Annotated in this window: 16 protein-coding genes; 6 read left to right on the top strand and 10 right to left on the bottom strand. The window is 66.2% G+C overall.

Annotated elements, in window-relative coordinates:
• Positions 1–5: 5 nt before the first annotated feature.
• The 3 genes from Q9R30_RS09565 to glgC form a co-directional block, all read right to left on the bottom strand.
• Positions 6–473: a pyridoxamine 5'-phosphate oxidase family protein gene (locus tag Q9R30_RS09565; RefSeq protein ID WP_311217440.1), complete on the bottom strand. Its 468-nt coding sequence runs from the start codon at positions 471–473 to the stop codon at positions 6–8.
• Between the two features lie 15 nt (positions 474–488).
• Positions 489–1,940, bottom strand: coding sequence for an SDR family NAD(P)-dependent oxidoreductase (locus Q9R30_RS09560; RefSeq protein ID WP_311217439.1), 1,452 nt, complete (start codon positions 1,938–1,940; stop codon positions 489–491).
• A gap of 71 nt (positions 1,941–2,011) precedes the next feature.
• On the bottom strand, positions 2,012–3,421 hold the full coding sequence (gene glgC, locus Q9R30_RS09555; RefSeq protein ID WP_104997946.1) for a glucose-1-phosphate adenylyltransferase: 1,410 nt from the start codon (positions 3,419–3,421) through the stop codon (positions 2,012–2,014).
• Between the two features lie 103 nt (positions 3,422–3,524).
• On the opposite strand from glgC, the gene glgA reads away from it, so the two are divergent.
• Complete coding sequence (glgA, locus tag Q9R30_RS09550; protein ID WP_311217438.1) at positions 3,525–4,730, top strand: glycogen synthase; 1,206 nt, start codon at positions 3,525–3,527, stop codon at positions 4,728–4,730.
• Between the two features lie 78 nt (positions 4,731–4,808).
• Here glgA and Q9R30_RS09545 read toward each other — a convergent pair whose 3' ends face one another.
• Both Q9R30_RS09545 and Q9R30_RS09540 read right to left on the bottom strand, forming a co-directional pair.
• Positions 4,809–6,926 (bottom strand): acyl-CoA dehydrogenase, encoded by a 2,118-nt coding sequence (locus tag Q9R30_RS09545; RefSeq protein ID WP_311217437.1) that lies wholly within the window; start codon positions 6,924–6,926, stop codon positions 4,809–4,811.
• A 54-nt stretch (positions 6,927–6,980) separates the two neighbouring features.
• A complete protein-coding gene (locus Q9R30_RS09540; RefSeq protein ID WP_396136714.1) occupies positions 6,981–7,667 on the bottom strand; it encodes a TetR/AcrR family transcriptional regulator in 687 nt (228 codons plus the stop codon).
• 61 nt (positions 7,668–7,728) lie between these two features.
• Here Q9R30_RS09540 and Q9R30_RS09535 point away from each other — a divergent pair, with 61 nt between their 5' ends.
• The 3 genes from Q9R30_RS09535 to Q9R30_RS09525 are packed head-to-tail and all read left to right on the top strand — an operon-like array spanning position 7,729 to position 11,348.
• Positions 7,729–9,090, top strand: coding sequence for an acetyl-CoA C-acetyltransferase (locus Q9R30_RS09535; protein WP_311217436.1), 1,362 nt, complete (start codon positions 7,729–7,731; stop codon positions 9,088–9,090).
• A 9-nt stretch (positions 9,091–9,099) separates the two neighbouring features.
• A complete protein-coding gene (locus tag Q9R30_RS09530; protein WP_311217435.1) occupies positions 9,100–10,440 on the top strand; it encodes a 3-oxoacyl-ACP reductase in 1,341 nt (446 codons plus the stop codon).
• Complete coding sequence (locus Q9R30_RS09525; RefSeq protein ID WP_311217434.1) at positions 10,437–11,348, top strand: MaoC/PaaZ C-terminal domain-containing protein; 912 nt, start codon at positions 10,437–10,439, stop codon at positions 11,346–11,348. Before Q9R30_RS09530 ends, Q9R30_RS09525 begins: the two co-directional genes overlap by 4 nt.
• Here Q9R30_RS09525 and Q9R30_RS09520 read toward each other — a convergent pair.
• The 5 genes from Q9R30_RS09520 to Q9R30_RS09500 all read right to left on the bottom strand — a co-directional run bounded on the left by Q9R30_RS09520 (position 11,345) and on the right by Q9R30_RS09500 (position 16,000).
• Positions 11,345–12,463 carry an FUSC family protein gene (locus Q9R30_RS09520; protein WP_311217433.1) on the bottom strand — a complete coding sequence of 373 codons (1,119 nt, stop codon included), beginning with the start codon at positions 12,461–12,463 and terminating at the stop codon, positions 11,345–11,347. The genes Q9R30_RS09525 and Q9R30_RS09520 overlap by 4 nt on opposite strands.
• 77 nt (positions 12,464–12,540) lie before the next feature.
• The gene (locus Q9R30_RS09515; protein ID WP_311217432.1) at positions 12,541–13,650 is read right to left on the bottom strand and encodes a serine hydrolase domain-containing protein; all 1,110 of its coding nucleotides are present in this window, start codon (positions 13,648–13,650) and stop codon (positions 12,541–12,543) included.
• Between the two features lie 25 nt (positions 13,651–13,675).
• On the bottom strand, positions 13,676–14,788 hold the full coding sequence (locus tag Q9R30_RS09510) for a glutathione S-transferase family protein (protein ID WP_311217431.1): 1,113 nt from the start codon (positions 14,786–14,788) through the stop codon (positions 13,676–13,678).
• Between the two features lie 9 nt (positions 14,789–14,797).
• Positions 14,798–15,538, bottom strand: a complete 741-nt coding sequence (locus Q9R30_RS09505) for a M50 family metallopeptidase (protein WP_311217430.1) — start codon at positions 15,536–15,538, stop codon at positions 14,798–14,800.
• 159 nt (positions 15,539–15,697) lie between these two features.
• Complete coding sequence (locus tag Q9R30_RS09500; RefSeq protein WP_066275770.1) at positions 15,698–16,000, bottom strand: DUF4193 domain-containing protein; 303 nt, start codon at positions 15,998–16,000, stop codon at positions 15,698–15,700.
• Between the two features lie 206 nt (positions 16,001–16,206).
• On the opposite strand from Q9R30_RS09500, the gene Q9R30_RS09495 reads away from it, so the two are divergent.
• Both Q9R30_RS09495 and Q9R30_RS09490 read left to right on the top strand, forming a co-directional pair.
• On the top strand, positions 16,207–17,349 hold the full coding sequence (locus Q9R30_RS09495; protein ID WP_311217429.1) for a glycosyltransferase family 9 protein: 1,143 nt from the start codon (positions 16,207–16,209) through the stop codon (positions 17,347–17,349).
• Positions 17,346–18,317: a glycosyltransferase family 9 protein gene (locus tag Q9R30_RS09490; protein WP_311217428.1), complete on the top strand. Its 972-nt coding sequence runs from the start codon at positions 17,346–17,348 to the stop codon at positions 18,315–18,317. Before Q9R30_RS09495 ends, Q9R30_RS09490 begins: the two co-directional genes overlap by 4 nt.
• Positions 18,318–18,413 lie beyond the last annotated feature (96 nt).

The following is an 18,413-nucleotide window of genomic DNA, read 5'->3' as shown; positions in this document are numbered from 1 at the left end:
GGCCTTTACTCCTGGGCGGTCCTCACAGCGCCGCTGAGCTGGGTCCACCAGGTCACGGGCTCCGTCACCTTGAAGCGGCGGCCGGTGATGGAGTCCGGCGTGATCCGGACGAAGATGTCCTTTTTGCCTGCCTGCCAGGGGAAGAGGAAGAGCTGGGTGGTTTCCAAAACCTGCTCCGTGCCGGTGACGACGGCGGCCGTGCCCTTCACCACCACGCTCCACGCCAGCCCCGTATTGGGATCCACGCCGTCCGCCTCCAGCGCCACCGGTGCGTCCTCCGACGCGCCGGAAAGCTTGGTGCCTTCGCTGGTGCGGAACACCAGGGTGCCCCGGTCAACCGTGTAGTTGACGGGGAAGATGTCCGGGCGTCCCGCCACCAGCACCGCCAGCCGGCCGACAGACACTGTCCGGAGCGCGGCCCAGCACTCATGGTGTTCAAGATCCTTGACGTCAGATACGGGTTCGGCACTCATGCCGCGAGCTTACCCTCACCAGGGGCTGGGTTTGTAGTCCTTGAGGAACACGCCGTACTGGTCCTCCCCGTTCTCCCCCATGACGATCGGATCGTAGACGCGGGCGGCACCATCCACCAGGTCCAGGGGCGCGTGGAAGCCTTCTTCCATGAGCCTGACCTTGGTGAAGTGGGGACGCTCGTCGGTAATCCAGCCGGTGTCCACGGCGGTCATCAGGATGCCGTCGCTGTCCAGCATCTCCTGGGCGCTGGTGCGCGTCATCATGTTCAATGCCGCCTTGGCCATGTTGGTATGCGGGTGGCCCGGACCCTTGTAGGCGCGGGAGAACTGGCCTTCCATGGCGGACACGTTGACGATGTATTTGCGGCGGGCGGTGGATCGCTTCATGGCTCCCCGCATCCGGCTCACCAGCAGGAAGGGCGCGGTTACGTTGCAGAGCTGCACCTCGAGCATCTCCAGCGGATCCACCTCGTCCACCACCTGGGTCCAGCTGTTGATGGTGGCCAGGTCCGGTACCAGCCCGCCGGCGTCGATGGCAGTTCCTGATGCGATGCGCTCCAGCGAGGCCGATCCCGTGGACAGCGCCAGCGACGTGATGGCGTCCCCGGCGAGGACCGGGTGTTCCGTCACGCTGCTGGCCAGCGCCAGGGGGTGCTTGTCATGGGCGTGGCCGAACGTCACCAGTTCCGGACCGCCGTTGGCCTGCTCCAGCGCCGCCGGAAGCGGTTCGTCCTCGGCGTCCACCAACGGTTTGTAGGCATTGCCGGAACGGCGGACCGTCTGCGCCGCGTTGTTGATGATGATGTCCAGCGGGCCTGCCTCATTGAGCGAGTCCGTGAGGGCCATGACCTGGGCGGGGTCGCGGAGGTCGATGCCCACGATCCGGAGCCGGTGCAGCCATTCGCCGCTGTCCTCCATGGCGGCGAACCTGCGGGCGGCATCCTTGGGGAAGCGGGTGGTGATGGTGGCGTGGGCGCCGTCGCGGAGCAGTCGAAGCGCGATATACATCCCGATTTTGGCCCGCCCTCCGGTCAGGAGCGCGCGGCGGCCGGTCAGGTCGGTCCGGGCATCCCGCTTGGTGTGGCTGAAGGCAGCGCACTCCGGGCATAGCTGATGGTAGAAGGCGTCAACCTGGGTGTAATGCTGCTTGCAGATGTAGCACGGGCGGGAGCGAATCAGGTGCCCGGCAACCTTGCCGGTGGCTGAGGTGGCGAGCTTGTTCCCGCGGGTCTCGTCGTCGATCCGGTCCGGCGCGGCGGTTGCCGTCCGGGCGATCACTGCCCGGTCCGCCTCGGAGATCAGGTCGCGCTTGGCTACCCTGCGGTGCCGTTTGACGGCTTTGAACATTTTCCCGGTGGCGCGCCGCACCGAAACATAGTCCGGGTGCTCCTCGTCATAGGCATGGATGGTATTCAGGACCTTGAGGCAGGCCTGGATTTCCTCAGGGGTCAGATCGGGGGAGCTCACCATATCGATTTTACAGCCTGGGATCCAGCCGGCCGCACCCCCTTCGGGATGGGCCGGCCCATTGAACGACGTCAGGAAATCCGCGCCCCCTGCACAGCGTCGGCAGCAGCAGCTGCGTGGGTTTGGGCAACCCTGTCCACGGACTCCCGCACTTCGGGGTGGAGGTCTGCAGCTGCCTTCACTGCGTTCGGGACGAGCGGGAGGTTCCTGGCAGCGAGCTTCCGTTCCTCCTCGCCGGGCTCGGGAACGTCCTGTCCCTTGGCGAGCACCGTAATGCCCGAGTCGGTGACCTTGAAGCCGCGGGCTCGGTCCAGGTCCGCGTCCAGGCCAATTGCCGCACCTGCCGGAACCTTGACGTTCTTGTCGATGATGGCCCGGTTGATCACTGCACCCTCGCCCACCTGCACCTTGTCCATCAGGACTGAGTCGATGACCCTGCTGCCGGTGGCCACGTAGACGTCGTTGGACAGGACAGAGCCCTCCACGATGCCGCCGGAGATCACAACGCCGCTGGAGACGATCGAGTCCAGGGCCGTGCCCACCGTATTGTTCTGGCCGCGGACGAACTTGGCCGGCGGCGAGATGCTCTGCCGCGTGTAGATGGGCCATTCCGAGTTGTAGAGGTTGAAGACCGGGAGCGGGGAGATCAGGTCCATGTGGGCGTCGTAGAAGGAGTCGATAGTGCCGACGTCGCGCCAGTATGTCCGGTCACGTTCGGTGGAGCCCGGGATGTCGTTGAGGGTGAAGTCGTACACGCCGGCCTCGCCCTGGTTCACGAAGTAGGGGATGATGTCCCCGCCCATGTCGTGCTTGGTGTCCAGCCGCTCGGCGTCCACGTGCAGCGCTGCAACCAGGGCGTCGGCGTCGAAGACGTAGTTGCCCATGGAGGCCAGGAACTGCGACGGGTCCGCGGCCAATCCAGGGGTGGTGGCAGGCTTTTCCACGAAGGCGGCAATTTTTTGGGGATCATTCCGGTCCACTTCGATCACGCCGAACTGGTTGGCCATATGCAGTGGCTGCCGGACAGCGGCCACTGTTGCCTTGGCCCCGCTGTGGACGTGCTGCGCCACCATCTGGGCGAAGTCCATGCGGTAAACGTGGTCGGCGCCGACCACCACAACAATGTCCGGGTTGGCGTCGTGGATGAGGTTCAGGGACTGATAGATGGCGTTGGCGCTGCCCAGGAACCAGCTCTTTCCCACGCGCTGCTGGGCCGGAACCGAGGCTACGTAGTTACCCAACTGGGTGGACATGCGCCAAGTCTCGGAGATGTGGCGGTCCAGGCTGTGCGACTTGTACTGGGTGAGCACAACGATCTGCAGGTAGCGGGAATTCACCAGGTTGGACAGCGCGAAGTCGATCAGGCGGTAACTCCCGGCAAAGGGGACCGCGGGTTTCGCCCGGTCCGCCGTCAGCGGCATCAGTCTGTTTCCCTCGCCGCCTGCTAGGACAATGGCCAGGACTCTTTTGTTCAACGGCATAATGGTCGCTCCTGTACGCCTTCGTAACTCCCCAAGACAGTCCGGCATGCCCGGACTCCTTCACACTAGAACAGTTAAGGCCTGAAGGACTACCTTGGGTCTTGTGCGAATAGACATTGTGACTAAAGAGTTCCCGCCGGAGATCTACGGTGGCGCCGGAGTCCACGTAGCCGAATTGAGCAGGGTGCTTAGTAAGCATGTTGACCTGCAGGTTCGTGCTTTTGGCGCTCCCCGCGATACCGACTACCGTGGCTCCACCGTGACGTCCTACCAGGTGCCTGAGGACCTTGCCGGGGCCAACGCCGCAGTGCAGACCCTTGGCGTGGACCTCCGGATCGTCCCGGACGTGGAAGGCGCGGACCTGGTCCATTCGCACACCTGGTACGCCAACATGGCAGGACACCTCGCATCCCTGCTGCACGGCATCCCGCACGTCCTTAGCGCCCACAGCCTGGAGCCGCTGCGCCCCTGGAAGGCGGAGCAGCTCGGCGGCGGGTACGCGCTCTCTTCCTGGGTGGAAAAGACGGCTTATGAGGCTGCGGCAGCCATCATCGCTGTTTCCGAGGGCATGCGCCAGGACATCCTGCGCAGCTACCCGGACGTGGATCCCGCGAAGGTCAAGGTGGTCCACAACGGCATCGACGTCGAGCTGTGGCAACGCGACGAGAATGACGACGCCGTCCGCGCCCTGGGCATTGATCCGGCCAAGCCCAGCGTGGTTTTTGTGGGCAGGAACACCCGCCAGAAAGGCGTTCCGTACCTGCTGCGGGCCGCGGCGAAGCTGCCTGCCGACGTCCAGCTGGTCCTGTGCCTGGGGGCGGCGGACACCCCGGAACTCGCCGCCGAGACGGCCCGCCTGATCGAGGACCTGCAGAGCCAGCGAACCGGCGTGGTGCTCATCGAGCGCATGCTGCCCCGGCACGAACTTATCCAGGTCCTCAGCCACGCCACCGCCTTTGCCTGCCCCTCTATCTATGAGCCCCTCGGCATCGTGAACCTGGAAGCAATGGCGTGCGGCGCGGCAGTGGTGGCCAGCGCCACCGGCGGCATCCCGGAGGTGGTGGAGCACGGACGGACGGGCCTCCTCGTGGACCTTGAGCAGGTCACCGACGGCACCGGGACGCCCCTCGATCCGGAAAAGTTCGTCACCGAGTTCGCGGCAGCCCTCACCGAGGTTGTCTCCGATCCGGAGCGGGCACGCGCCATGGGCCAGGCCGGGCGGGTGCGCGCCGAGAAGCACTTCTCCTGGGAGTCCATCACCGAGACCACCCTTGAGGTGTACCGCTCGGTGCTGCCGTCCCACGGCTAACGATTCCTCGCTATAAAGAACGACGGCGCCGCTCCCCTCACAGGGGAGCGGCGCCGTCGCTCTTTATGCCGCCAGCCGTCAGTTCCGTTTCGCCGCGGCGGTCCTGGCCAGCAGCACTTTCTCGTCAACCGGGGACCGGCCGCTGGCCCGCTGGCTGCGGAAGTAGGCCCGTGCCCCGTCCTGCCGCTCCTTTTCGGCGCCGGTGGCGATCGCGGCGCGCACATGGTCGCCGCTGTAGCCAAAGGCGTCCACGAGGTCCAGCGCGTGCGGGCGGATCTTCACCAGCAGCCTGTTGATGTATTCACCCACAGTCCTGGCCCGCTGCATGGAAAGGCGGCCGTTCATGAGGTACCAGGACAGGTTCTTTTCGATCAGCGACAGGCCGAAGAGGTCACGCAGCCACGTCAGCACTGTCCTGGTGCCCGGGTCCTCCACTTCCCGAAGCGCGTCAGTGAAGGCCTCCCATTGCAGCAGTTCGGCGTGCGCCTGGGCGGCATCGATGAGTTCGTTCTGGTGGCGGTTGAACAGTGCCGCGCCCTTTTCCTGGGAGAGCCGGTTGCTCCCTTTAAGGGCTGCTGCCGCTTCCGCAACCATGGTCTGCACCCTGTCCGTGAGGAGGGCACGCTGGCCCTCCTCGTCCCGGAGTGCGATGGCGGCTTTCTGCACCGAGCCGGTGTCCGCCATGAACTGGGCAACCTGCCGCAGCCCCGTCCGGTGGATGGCAGCACCGGTTGCCTGGCCCACCACGTAGCGGGCCAGCACTCCAAAGTCCACGTTCCGGAACTCCTTGGCGTAGTCAGCCAGGAGGCGCTTGGCCACCAACTGCAGCAGCACGGTGTTGTCGCCCTCGAACGTGGCGTACACGTCCAGGTCGGCCCGCAGCGACGCAAAGCGGTTCTCGATCAGGAAACCGGCACCGCCGCACGCTTCGCGGCACTCCTGCAGCGTGTCCAGGGCATGCCACGTGCTTAGGGCCTTTAGCGCGGCGGCGAGCGTTTCCAGGTCCTGGCGGTCCGCGTCGGTGTCGTGGGCGCCGGAAAAGACGTCGTCGAACTTCGCCAGGAGCTGCTCATGGGCGAACCCCGCTGCGTAGGTAGTGGCGAGCCGGGTGAACAGCCGGCGCTGGTGGCGCTGGTAGTCAAGCAGGACTTCCTCGTCCGTATGGGAGGAGGCGTTGAACTGGCGGCGCTCGGTTGCGTACCGGATGGCCGCCGTCAGGGCCACCCTGGACGCAGCCACGGCGGCGCCGTCCAGCGACACCCGGCCCTGGACAAGGGTTCCCAGCATGGTGAAGAACCGCCGGCCCGGGCTGGCGATGGGGGAGGTGTATGTGCCGTCCGGGGCTACGTCGCCGTAGCGGTTCAGGAGGTTCATCCGGGGGATCCGGACGTTGCTGAAGTGCAGCCGCCCGTTGTCGATGCCGTTGAGTCCGCCCTTGATGCCGTCATCCTCGCCGCCGATGCCCGGCAGGAACTCCTTGGTTTCCGGGTCCCGCAGGTCCACGTAGAAGGCGTGGACGCCGTGGTTGACTCCGCGGGTGACAAGCTGGGCGAACACCACGGCGCCCAGTCCGTCGTTGGCCGCGTTCCCGATGTAGTCCTTCCAGGCGGCGCGGAACGGCGTGTGCACCACGAATTCTTCAGTGGGCGGATCGTACGTGGCCGTGGTCGCGATGCTGGCCACGTCGGAGCCGTGTCCCGTCTCGGTCATGGCGAAGCAGCCCGGGATATCCAGGTTCATGATGCCGGGAAGCCATTTCGCATGGTGTTCGGCGGTGCCCAGGTGCATGACGGCGGAGCCGAACAGGCCCCACTGCACGCCGGCCTTGATCTGCAGCGAGGGATCGGCCACCACAAGTTCCTCGAAGCCGGCGATGTTTCCGCCGTGGTCGTCGGCGCCGCCCAAGGCTGCCGGGAAGGCGCGGTGCACCGCCCCATTGTCCACAAGGTACCTCAGCTGGCCGAACACCCTGGTCCGGTGCTCGGTGTGGGTCAGGCCTTCAATCTTGTGAAGCTCGGGGCGTGCGGCAAGGTCCCGGGCCTGGAGCCGGACGGCCGCCCACTTGCCGAGCAGCTGCCTGCCCAGCGTTTCGACGTCGACGGCGGGCTGGGGCCGGGTGGCGGTGCCCGGGACCGGTTTTTGCGGTGCTTCCGGGCGCTTCCCTTTGCCGGCGGGACGGTCCACTACTTCAGTCATGTCAATGTCCTTCGTTGGTGCTGACAGTGTTTGGTGGTTTGCATTGGAGTTTGGTCATTCCCGGGCGGCCGGGGTGAGCTCGGGAGCTATGCCGACGCAGAGCCAGGCCGTGATCTGGCGTGCCATTGCTTCCTGGTCAGGTTTGGCGGGGGAGTCCGGCGTGCTGAGCCATTGCTCGCCGGCATTCCGTACCAGTCCAATCGCGGCCTTCGGCCAGTAGCCGATCACGGCGTGCTTGCCGTCCCCCAGGTGGGACCTCATGGGCGTGGCGATCATCTCCGCGATGGCATCGAAGAAGTGCCCCAGCGCCCCGGAGACAGCTCCCGATGAACCCTCCGGGTCGCCGCTGCCATGCCGGGTGACAAACGTATAGACGTTGGGGCTGGTCTCCGCCATTTGCAGATAGGCCGAGACCATGGCCAGGAGCCCTTCGCGGGGAGTATGGGCGCTCTGCGCGGCTTCCTTGATCCTGCGCTGCATCTGGCTCAAGACCACTTCACCCACCGCCTGCTGAAGCCCGGCCTTATCGCCAAAGTAGCGGTAGAACACGGACTTTGAGGTTCCTGCAGCAGCGGCAATCTCCTCCATGGAGGCGTCACTTCCCAGCAGGTGCACCGCCCGCCGTGCCGATTTGATCAGCTCCCTCCGGCGCTCCTCCCGGTGGCTCTGCCAGCGCGAGGAGCGCCCGTCGGGGCTGCCTGGCACAGGGGCCCCCTGGGAGTCCGCTTGGGTGATGTTCACGATACCCAGCGTATCAGGTACGCTGGGTATCGGTAACCGAACGTGACCCGAGGAGACACCCATGTCCATTGACGGACAGTCCAGCACCGGACTCGAAGAACCAGGCAACCGCAACGCAGGCACCCCTGCCACGCGCCGGGCCGTGATCGTCGGCGGGAACCGGATCCCGTTTGCCCGCGCGGGCGGATCCTACGCAAAATCCTCCAACCTGGACATGCTGACCGCAGCCTTGGACGGCCTCATCGCCCGCTTCGGCCTGCAGGACGAGCGCATCGGCGAAGTGGCCGCGGGCGCCGTCCTCAAGCACTCCCGGGACTTCAACCTCACCCGCGAAGCCGTCCTGGGTTCCGCTCTCTCCGCCGAGACCCCTGCCTATGACCTGCAGCAGGCGTGCGCCACCGGCTTGGAGGCGGTGGTGGGCCTGGCCAACAAGATCAAGCTGGGCCAGATCGATTCCGCCATCGCCGGCGGGGTGGATTCGGCGTCCGATGCTCCGATCGTGGTGAGCGAGGGCCTCCGCGAGGTGATCCTGGACCTGAACCGGGCCAAGACCCTTACGCAGCGCCTGCAGGTACTCGGGCGGCTGCGGCCGAAGGATCTCGCCCCGCTGGCCCCCGGCACTGCCGAGCCCCGGACCGGACTTTCGATGGGCGAGCACCAGGCCCTGACCACGGCGCAGTGGAAGATCGCCCGCGAGTCCCAGGATGAACTGGCCTACAACAGTCACAGGAACCTCGCCGCCGCCTATGAATCCGGGTTCTTCGATGACCTTGTCACCCCCTACCGTGGCCTGGTGCGGGACGGCAACCTGCGCGCAGATACCTCGCTCGAAAAGCTCTCTACCCTGAAGCCGGTCTTCGGCAGGAACCTCGGTGCTGCCGCCACCATGACTGCCGGCAACTCCACCCCCCTCACCGACGGGGCCTCCACGGTCCTGCTGGCTTCCGAGACCTGGGCAGACGCCCGCGACCTGCCCAAGCTCGCGGCTGTGGTGGATGCGGAAGCCGCGGCCGTGGACTTTGTCCATGGCAAGGACGGCCTGCTGATGGCCCCCGTGTTCGCCGTGCCCCGGCTGCTGGCCCGCCAGGGCCTCACGCTGGAAGACATTGACTACTTCGAGATCCATGAGGCGTTCGCAGCCACGGTCCTCAGCACCCTGGCCGCCTGGGAGGACGAAGACTTCGGCCGCACACGCCTTGGCTTGCAGGGCGCCTTCGGCAGCATTGACCGGTCGCGCCTGAACGTGAACGGGTCGTCGCTGGCCGCCGGCCATCCCTTCGCCGCCACCGGCGGCCGGATTGTGGCTTCATTGGCGAAGCAGCTGCACGCCACGGGCAGCACCGCCGGCAGGCCCGCGCGCGGACTGGTCTCTGTCTGCGCGGCCGGCGGCATGGGCGTCGTCGCTGTCCTCGAATCACTGTAGGGGGATCAGGTGACCGACAAATACGCACAACTGGTAAACCAGGGCCTGGGCAGGAATGTGGCCAGGAAGCTGGGCCTGCCCCAGCCCGCTGTCCTTCGCCGCTACGAGCCCGGGCAGCCCTTGATCAGCGGCCCCATCCTGGTCCAGGGAAGCACGGAGGGTGCAGATGCCCTCTCCGCGGAACTGCTTTCCTGGGACCTTGATGTCAGGCGGCACGCCGTACCGCGCGAAAAACTGGGTGCCATCATCCTGGTGTTGGATGAAGTGGCACACCCCGACGACCTCGAAAAGCCGATTCTCCCGGCAGCGGCTTCGCTGCGGGACCTTGCCCCCGGGGGACGCGTTGTCACCGTCTCCCGGCCGGCGTCGGAGGCCGGTTCGCCTGCAGCTGCCGCTGCCAGGCAGGGGGTTGACGGGTTCCTCCGGTCGCTGGCCAAGGAACTTCGGGCCGGTGCCACGGGCAACGGCATCATCCTGCGCGACGGGGTCCAGGCAACCAGCCCCAGCGCCCTGGCAGCCCTCCAGTTCTTCCTCTCCGGACGTTCGGCATTCGTGGACGGGCAGTTCGTGACGGTGTCCAGCACGTCGGGAAAGCTCGCCGGGGACCCGGAAAAACCGCTAGCCGGCAAGGTCGCGGTGGTGACCGGAGCGGCACGCGGCATCGGGGCTGCCATCGCCCGCACCCTGCACCGCGACGGCGCAACGCTCGTCCTCGTGGATGTCCCCGCGGCCGGCGACCAGCTGGCGGCAGTTGCGAACGAGGTCAGGGGGACGGCGCTCCAGCTGGACATCAGCAGGGAGAATGCCGGACAAAGGATTGTTGAGCACGCCGCGCAGCGTCACGGACGCCTGGACATCATGGTCCACAACGCCGGCATCACCCGGGACAAACTGCTGGCCAACATGGACCAGCCCCGCTGGCACTCGGTCATCAGCATCAACATTGCCGCGCAGCTCCGGATCAACGAGGCGCTTTTCTCCTCAGGTCACTTCCGGGAATCCCCGCGCATCGTGTCGGTTGCCTCAACCAGCGGCATCGCCGGCAACCGGGGGCAAACCAACTATGCGGCATCCAAGGCCGGTGTCATGGGAATGGTCAGGGCCACCGCTCCGCACTTGGCCGCGCTCGGCGGCAGCATCAACGCTGTGGCCCCGGGGTTCATAGAAACCGAGATGACCGCCCGAATCCCGTTCGCCCTCCGCGAGATCGGCCGGCGGCTGAACTCTCTGCAGCAGGGCGGCCTGCCATCGGACGTTGCCGAAGCCGTGTCCTTCCTTGCCAGTGACGCAGCGGCCGGCATCAACGGCGAGGTGCTGCGGGTCTGCGGACAGAACATGGTGGGGGCATGATGCCCGCCCAGCCGGTCATCCTGGGGGAGATGCCCTCGCTGTCCAAGCTCTACGTCAACGCCGCCGCCCAGGCCGCGCGCCGCAGGCTGCTGGGCAGCCAGGATGGATCCGTCCTGCCGGCCGAAAGCCATGAAGTACGGGGGGTCAGCGTGGACGTTGCCACGCTGACCGCGTACCAGCACCTGATCGGTGAGACGGCCAGCGACGTGCTGCCTGCCGGGTTCATCCACGCACTCGCCTTTCCGCTGGCCATGAGCGTGCTGAACAGGGATGACTTCCCGTTGCCCCTGCTCGGCATGATCCACCTTCGCAACAGCGTGCAGCAGCGCTCCCCGATACTTTTCTCCGACAGCCTGGACGTCTCCGCGAGGGTTGAAAACCTTCGCGGGCACCGTACAGGGACGCAGGTGGACGTCGTGGCGGACGTGCGGTTGGCAGGGGCCCGTGAGGCCTCCTGGCTGGGGGTATCCACGTACCTGGCCAAGGGGGTCTTCCTCCCCGGAATCGACAAACCGTCGCCGGCCTCCGCCCGGGCGGAATTCAAGGCGCCCAACCCAACGGCACTTTGGCAGCTTGGTGTTGACACCGGCCGTGCTTACGCGGCGGTATCGGGTGACTTCAATCCCATTCACCTGAGCGTGCTTTCCGCCAAGGCTTTGGGGATGCGGCGGTCCATTGCCCACGGCATGTACCTGGCGGCCAGGGCGCTCGCCGACGTCGGCCCGTCCCGTGGTGATTCCTTCACCTGGGATGTGGATTTCGACTCCCCGGTGTTCCTTCCCGGCCTGGTTGCCTTGGAGATCAATACCGAAGAAGGTGGTGCCGGCGCGCGGACGCGCTCCGACTTCGTGGCATGGAATCCCAGGTCGGGCCGCCGCCACTTCAGCGGCTCGGTCAGCGCCCTCTAGCCGGATGTCCGGACAGACCGCAGGATGCGGTGGAGGCTCAGCAGGACCGATTCGGACGCGGGGACCATTCCCTGCTCCGCCTGCCTTCCGGCGGTGGCAGCCATACAGGTTTCCACCGCCTCCCTTGCCGCTTCGAAATGCCCGTCCTGGGCCGACGTGTCGTCCTCGCTGAACGAGCGGAGAAGGTTGCCGGTTGCTGACAACGCCTCAGCCAGCGGACCGGTGTCCTGCAGGGGAACGCTGTACGGTGCCTTGCTCTCCCAAATCACGTCCGAAAGCACATCAGTGATGTCCTGGATGTGGAAGGTCACCCTCTCCAGTTCGCGCAGGTTACGGTAATCAAGATCGACGTCGCGGGGGTGCAGTTTCCGCCTGGGATTGGCCCGCCGGCTTGCGTCAGCCTCCTTGACCAGGTGCCGGACCGAGCGGGCCGCAGCGGCCAGTTCGTCTGAACGGCTTGACCAGTCCTCGTGTTTGGGCGGCCACTCTTCCTTTAGGGCCGACCCCATGTCGGTGAGTTGGCGGCCGAGGGCAAGGCGGAGCTCGTCCAGGCTGGCCGCGGCGGCATTCAAGTGCAGGGGTGGGAATATCAGGAAGTTGACGCCGATCCCAACGGCAACTCCAAAACCCATCTGCAGGAGGTAACCGAACGAAAAGTCGTCCGGATTACTGCCGCCCACGAGCAGAACCAGCAGCGCCGCCGTCGGAATCCAGTCACTGCCAGAGCCGATCCCCGGCAGGCCGCCAAGCAGCACGCCGATTCCCATAATGAGCGCGACGGCGAGCGGCGACGGATCCGTGACGGTAACCAACACGTACGCCAGGCCGATGCCCACTGCGAGTCCGGCAAGGGCCTCGAGGCCCTGCCGTACTGAGCCGGCAACATTGTGGTACATCGCCACCAGCGCACCTAGGGGGGCGTAGTAGGGATAGTTCGCAGCAGCTCCGGGCAGATGCGGGGCGATGGCAAAAGCCAGGCCGGCCGCAAAAGCCGCCTTGGCCGCCAGTTGCAGCCGCTGCGCGGCAAAGGCCGACGACAGGCCGGGCGCCGCGTGTTTGAGGAAAAGGGTCCCCTTGGCCCACCTGGTGTCCGGGCGTGCTTGAGACTGGCGCATTCGTACCACCCTACGGCGCCCGTGCGGCTGCCTACAAAGGTGCTGGTCAGTGAGGCACAGTGTTCCCGGGTGTGGGTTCAGGACAGTTCTGCCGCTGAACGGCGCACCTCTGCCGCCAGCCGGTGGGCACGGCCCGGCGTTCTTCCATCCTCCCGTCGCCGCGGAATGTAGCCGAAGCCCAAGCCGTAGGCCGGATCCGCAAAACCCAGCGCCGCGTTGGCGCCCTCATGCCCGAACGCGCGATGGCTGCCGAAGTTTCGCGTCGGGTGCGGCTTCATGAACACGATGGCGAACGCGTTGTCCAGGCCGGAGGAGCGGTCAAGGCCCCACACCTGTTCCTGCGACATCTGCTCAATGGTGGCGGCTTCCAGGAACGGGTCGCCGTCCTGGATTCCGGTGGTGGCTGCCGCGTAGAGGCGCGCCAGGCCCGCGGCTGCTCCCACGCCGCCGGCCGCGGACATCCCCGCCGCCCGGACGATGCGGATGTTGGGGAGCTCCATGATGGTGCTGACCGGGGCGTTGCTGTTCAGGCCCTCGAGGCTGAGCGGATCGAGCCAGGGCTCCGTCGGCCCGGGCTCATAGAGGACGTCGCGATAACGGGACTCCTGTTCCACAGGGAGTCCAAGGAAAAAGTCGATACCGTACGGGCTCCTGATCCGACCTTCATAGAGCTCTTGCAGGGTTTCCCCTGCTGTACGCCGGCACAGCTCTTCCATGATGATCCCGATGGTGAGTGCGTGGTAACCGAACTGCCGGCCAGGCTGCCAGGTTGGAGCAGCCCCCGCGAGCCGGGCCGCGGCTCCAGGGGTGGTGAACTCGTCCAGTCCGAAGCCGCCTTCGATGCCCATGAGCCCGGCCTGGTGCGACAAGGCCTCCCGCACCAGGAGGCAGTCTTTGCCATGCGCGCCGAATTCCGGCCAGTAATGCGCTACGGTCTGGTCGAGGTCGAGCAGACCGTCCTGGACCAGTAGCGCAATGACCATGGCAGCCACTCCCTTCGAACAGGAGTACGCCCCCGTCAAGGTGCCGGGCGCCATGTCCGGCCCGCCCGTCAGGTCCACGACCGGGACCCCGTCCTTGTAAGCGGCCAGCTGTGCACTGTACTGCGGATCCTCGCGCAGTAGAGAATCGAACAGGTCCAGGACGTTGTTGAAACCGGGCGCTACGAAGCCGTGAGGTGTCTGCATGGCAACCAGCCTATCCAGAAAGCGCTTACTGCCAGTCGGTTTGAGCCCCGTGCCCGGGCATGACTTCTTCCCCTTCCCTGACGGGCCCGGGCGGTGTCCCGTCCCCGAAGGGGCGGCCTCCCAGCGATTCCCGGCCATGGGGTTCCAGCCAGCCCGTTAGATCCGGTCCTGCGGGGACTATGCCCGTGGGGTTAATGTCCTCATGGACGATGTAATAGTGCTGCTTGATCTGGACGAAATCGATGGTGTCGCCGAAACCGGGAGTCTGGAACAGGTCACGTGCGTAGCCCCACAGGGCGGGCATCTCGCTGAGCTTTTGCCGGTTGCACTTGAAATGGCCGTGGTAGACAGGATCGAACCGGGCGAGCGTGGTGAACAGCCTCACGTCGGCCTCAGTGATGGTGTCACCCACCAGGTAGCGCTGCCGCGAGAGCCGGTCCTCGAGCCAGTCCAGGGCTGTCCACAGCCGGGCGTAGGCGGCGTCGTACGCTTCCTGGGATCCGGCGAAACCGCAGCGGTAAACACCGTTGTTGACCTCGGTGAAGACGCGCTTATTGACCCGGTCGATTTCTTCGCGCAGATGCTCCGGGTACAGGTCCGGCGCCCCTGCACGGTGGAACGCGGTCCACTCGGTGGAAAAGTCCAGGGTGATCTGCGGAAAGTTGTTGGTCACCACGGCGCCGCTGGCAACGTCCACTATCGCGGGGACCGTGATGCCGCGGGGATAGTCCGGGAACCTCTTGAAGTAGGCGTCCTGGATCCGCTCGATACCGAGGACGGGGTCCAGCCCGCCCGGATCGAGGTCAAACGTCCACGACCGGGCATCATGGGTGGGCCCCGGCTGTCCCAGTGAAATGGCGTCTTCGAGGCCAAGCAGGCGCCTGACGATGACGGTCCTGTTGGCCCAGGGGCAGGCACGTGCCGCGATCAGCCGGTAGCGTCCAGCTTCCACCGGCCAGCCTGGTTCGCCGTTCGGACCCGGGGTTGCGTCCCTCGTGATCCGGTCCTCAATGTAGTTGGTGTCGCGGTTGAACTCCGCTCCACCGGTGACGTAGGCGCCGCGGGTGCTGTGTTCTGCAGTTTTTCCCGGGGCCTGTGCCTTTGCCGCCTGATGGGTGGTGTCGGTTTCCTGGCTCATGGGACCACCCTATGCTCCCGCGGGCAGGACAGTGGAGATCGGCTGCCAGGCCCATAGCCACGAACCTGCCACCAGGGCCGCGAACAGAAGGATCCAGACGCCGGAGGGTACGGACGTGGCTCGCCAGAGGAGGTAAGCGTCGGAACTGGCCAGCCGGTCCCGGCGGCGCAGGTGCACATCGGTGAGCTTGACGAGGTCACGCACGGCGGCCACCAGCAGTGCCAGGCCGAGGATGACAGACACATGGCCAACGAAGGCAGCCGGCACAAAGAGGAGCAGAAGCAGGGTGATGGCAATAGCGGCGGAAGTGATAAGGACGCCGGCGAGGTTCCTGAGGAACACCAGCGAGGCAGCCAGGGCCACGGCGCCGCCTGCGACGGCGGCCGGTCCCCACCCGCTGAAGCCGCACCAGACAAACGCCGCGCCCACCATTGCCGGTACGGGATACCCCCAAAAGCAGGACCATGCGGTGGCAAGCCTGCTGCGGCTGTACGTGGTGGTGGTGCCGGAATGGTCAAGGAGGAGCCGGATCCCGGCCAGCCGCTGGCCGCTCAGCACCGCAGCAACAGCGTGCCCCATCTCGTGCGTGGCCGTGGCCAGCAGGCCGAAGTATCGCCAGGAGCGGCGGGGCACCGACAAGGCGGCAGCTATCAGCACCGCCAGTGCCAGTTCGGCCAGTGTCACGCTGGGAGGGTCAGCACGGCTGAATGCTGCCAGCAATCTATCCCAGGGTGCTCCGGGCGTCGTCATCAGGGCCTCTCGCCGGCGGGATCATGGTGAGCCATAGCCGCTACGGTACCCGCGTTGGCTGGGTGCAGGCTTAAAGCCGAAAGGCACGCCAGCTGCCGGGCGTGCCTCAGGATCGGTGGGACTGCGGACGCTCCCGCAGCCCCACGTTGGCTGTCTTAACTAGCCTTCACACTCAGTGCAGTAGCTGTGGCCATCCTTCTGGCGCGCAATCTGGGACCGGTGACGGACCAGGAAGCAGGAGTAGCAGGTGAATTCGTCTTCAGCCTGCGGGATGACCTGTACCACGAGCTCTTCGGCCACGAACTCGCCTCCGGGCACGCCGGCGCCGTCGAGCCCGTCAGCCTCATCCAGCTCCAGCACAACGCTGCGTGCGTCTGGAGCATTTGCTGACTGGAGCTGCTCGAGTGAGTTGTCCTGCGACTCCTTGACGTCGGAGCGCAGTTCATCGTAATCGGTTGCCACTTTAGGTGCTTCTCTTTTCTTTGGTTCGCCTGTCGCGTATGAAACGTACAGCATCATGCGGCTATTCCCCAATAGCCGGAGTATATTGACCGTCCCCTGGGTAATGGTTCACAGGAGGCAGCATGCGGTTTACCGCCGCAATGGGGCTGCGTGGGCAGCGGACGGCGCGGCAAATGCGCGGTCCGCACTACTGGTAAGGGGTGCGTGTGGAGCAGCTCACTGCGGAGTTTGGTGGTTCAGCGCGGGTTGGTACCGGAGTTGGTCCCGTCCTGGAGAAATTCGAGTCCGTATCCAGGATCGCCGTGTTGCGCGGCGGAGGCCTTGGCGACCTGATCTTCGCCATCCCTGCCATGACCGCGCTCAAGGCAGCCTACCCTGCCGCAACCCTTACCCTGCTGGGCACTCCCGTGCACCAAACGCTGCTTGCCGCAACCAAGAGCCCGGTGGATGAGGTGTGCGTGCTGCCATACGCTGAAGGCGTCCGCCCGGGAGAGGAGGACCCGGCGGAGATGGACGCGTTCTTTAATGACATGCGCCGACGCCGGTTCGACCTGGCCGTCCAGCTCCATGGCGGCGGCCGGTACTCAAATCCGTTCCTGCTCCGGCTGGGGGCCCGGCACACGGTAGGCACCCGGACGTCGGATGCTGCCAGCCTTGAGCGGACGGTCCCATATATCTATTACCAGCATGAGCCCCTGCGGGCGCTGGAGGTGGCTGGCTTGGCCGGCGCTTTCCCTGTTGACCTGGAGGCCCGCCTTGCGCCGGCGTTCAGCGGCGCATCCTCCGCCGTCGTAATGCCCGACGACGGCGCCGGCCCATGGGTGGTGCTGCATCCCGGCGCCACTGATCCCCGCCGCCGCTGGCCCGTCAGCCGGTTCGCTGAACTTGCGGCAGCGTGCGCCGCGGATGGCTTCCGTGTTGCGGTCATCGGAGATGAGGGCGAACGCGCCCTTGCCGAACAGGTAGTGGAGCAGGCAGCCTCCGCCCGTATCCATTCCTTCGCCGGTGACCTGGACATGGGCAGGCTTGTGGCGCTCCTGGTCCGCGCAGCGGTAATGGTGGGGAATGACAGCGGCCCGCGGCACCTCGCCCAGGCGCTTGGAGTTCCGACGGTGGGTATCTTCTGGGCGGGCAATGTCATAAATGCCGGAGCGCTGGGCAGGAGCCTCCACCGCATCCACGCCTCCTGGCTGACCGCTTGCCCCACTTGCGGGATAGACATCACCCAGGTTGGCTGGACGGCGCCGCGGTGCCCGCACGATGACTCGGCGGTGGCCGGCGTTGCCGTGCGGGATGTGCACGAGGACGTACGCAGCCTGGCAGCTACCGAGTTGAAAGTGGACGCATGAGCGGCACGTACATTTCCACGGAAACGGGTCCGGGCAACCGCCCGGACGGGAAGCCGGAGCTTCTTGTCCTGCGTGCCTTGAAGCTCGGGGACATGCTGGTTGCGGTGCCTGCCCTGAAGGGCCTTCGCCGCACCTTCCCTGAACACCGGCTGCGGTACGCGGCCCAAGGGTGGCTCTCGGAGGCCCTGGGGCTGGTGGGCGGCTATGAGCTGCTGCCCACCCACGGCCTGGACGAGCCGCTGGCGCTGGAAGCGGGCGTCGTTGACGTGGCAGTGAACCTGCACGGCTGCGGCCCGGAAAGCCAAGGGCGCATCGAAGCCCTGAAGGCGCGGCAGACCATCGGCCACCGCAGCGGACACGGTGACGGGCCGCCGTGGCGTGAAGAACTGCATGAGCGGGAACGGTGGGTACGGCTCCTGGAATGGCACGGGATCGACGCCGACCCCTTGGACGTGGGCTTGAACACACCGCATGTACCCAGCCCGGTTCCCGATGCGACGGTCCTTCATGTCGGCGCCGCCTATGGCAGCCGGCTCTGGCCGGCTGATCGGTTCGCTGCCGTGGCCGCAGCCCTGGATAAGGCAGGACACAACGTTGTCTTCACGGGGGGAAGCGGTGAACGGGACAGGGCGGTTGATGTCTGTCGACGTGCGGGCCTCCCGGATGGAGCGGTGCTTGCCGGGCGGCTTGGACTGGGGGAGTTCGCTGCAACCATCGCTGCCGCACGCCTGGTGATCTCAGCTGACACCGGGGCTGCACATCTCGCATCGGCATATGGCACGCCGTCGGTGGTGCTTTTTGGACCAGCCCCACCCGAGATCTGGGGACCCCCGCCAGGACCACACGTTGTCCTGACCCGGGCCGAACTGCGGCGGGGAGACACCTTCGCTGACCAGCCCGACCCTGCGCTTCTGGCAGTCACTGCGCCGGACGTCCTGGCCGCCATCCGCGAGCTGGGTGTGCTGTAGCGCTGCCGGGCAGGTGAACCGTCCGTCCTGGGGGCTCCTCCGCCGGGTGGCAGGGCCTAAGATGGGTTATGGGCGCTGACATTGGGATTGCGTTGG

It is taken from the genome of Arthrobacter sp. AB6 (assembly GCF_031844545.1).
Taxonomy (GTDB): Bacteria; Actinomycetota; Actinomycetes; order Actinomycetales; family Micrococcaceae; genus Arthrobacter.
The sequence above is the reverse complement of the archived record's forward strand: the minus strand, read 5'-3'. Positions and strand labels throughout refer to the sequence as shown.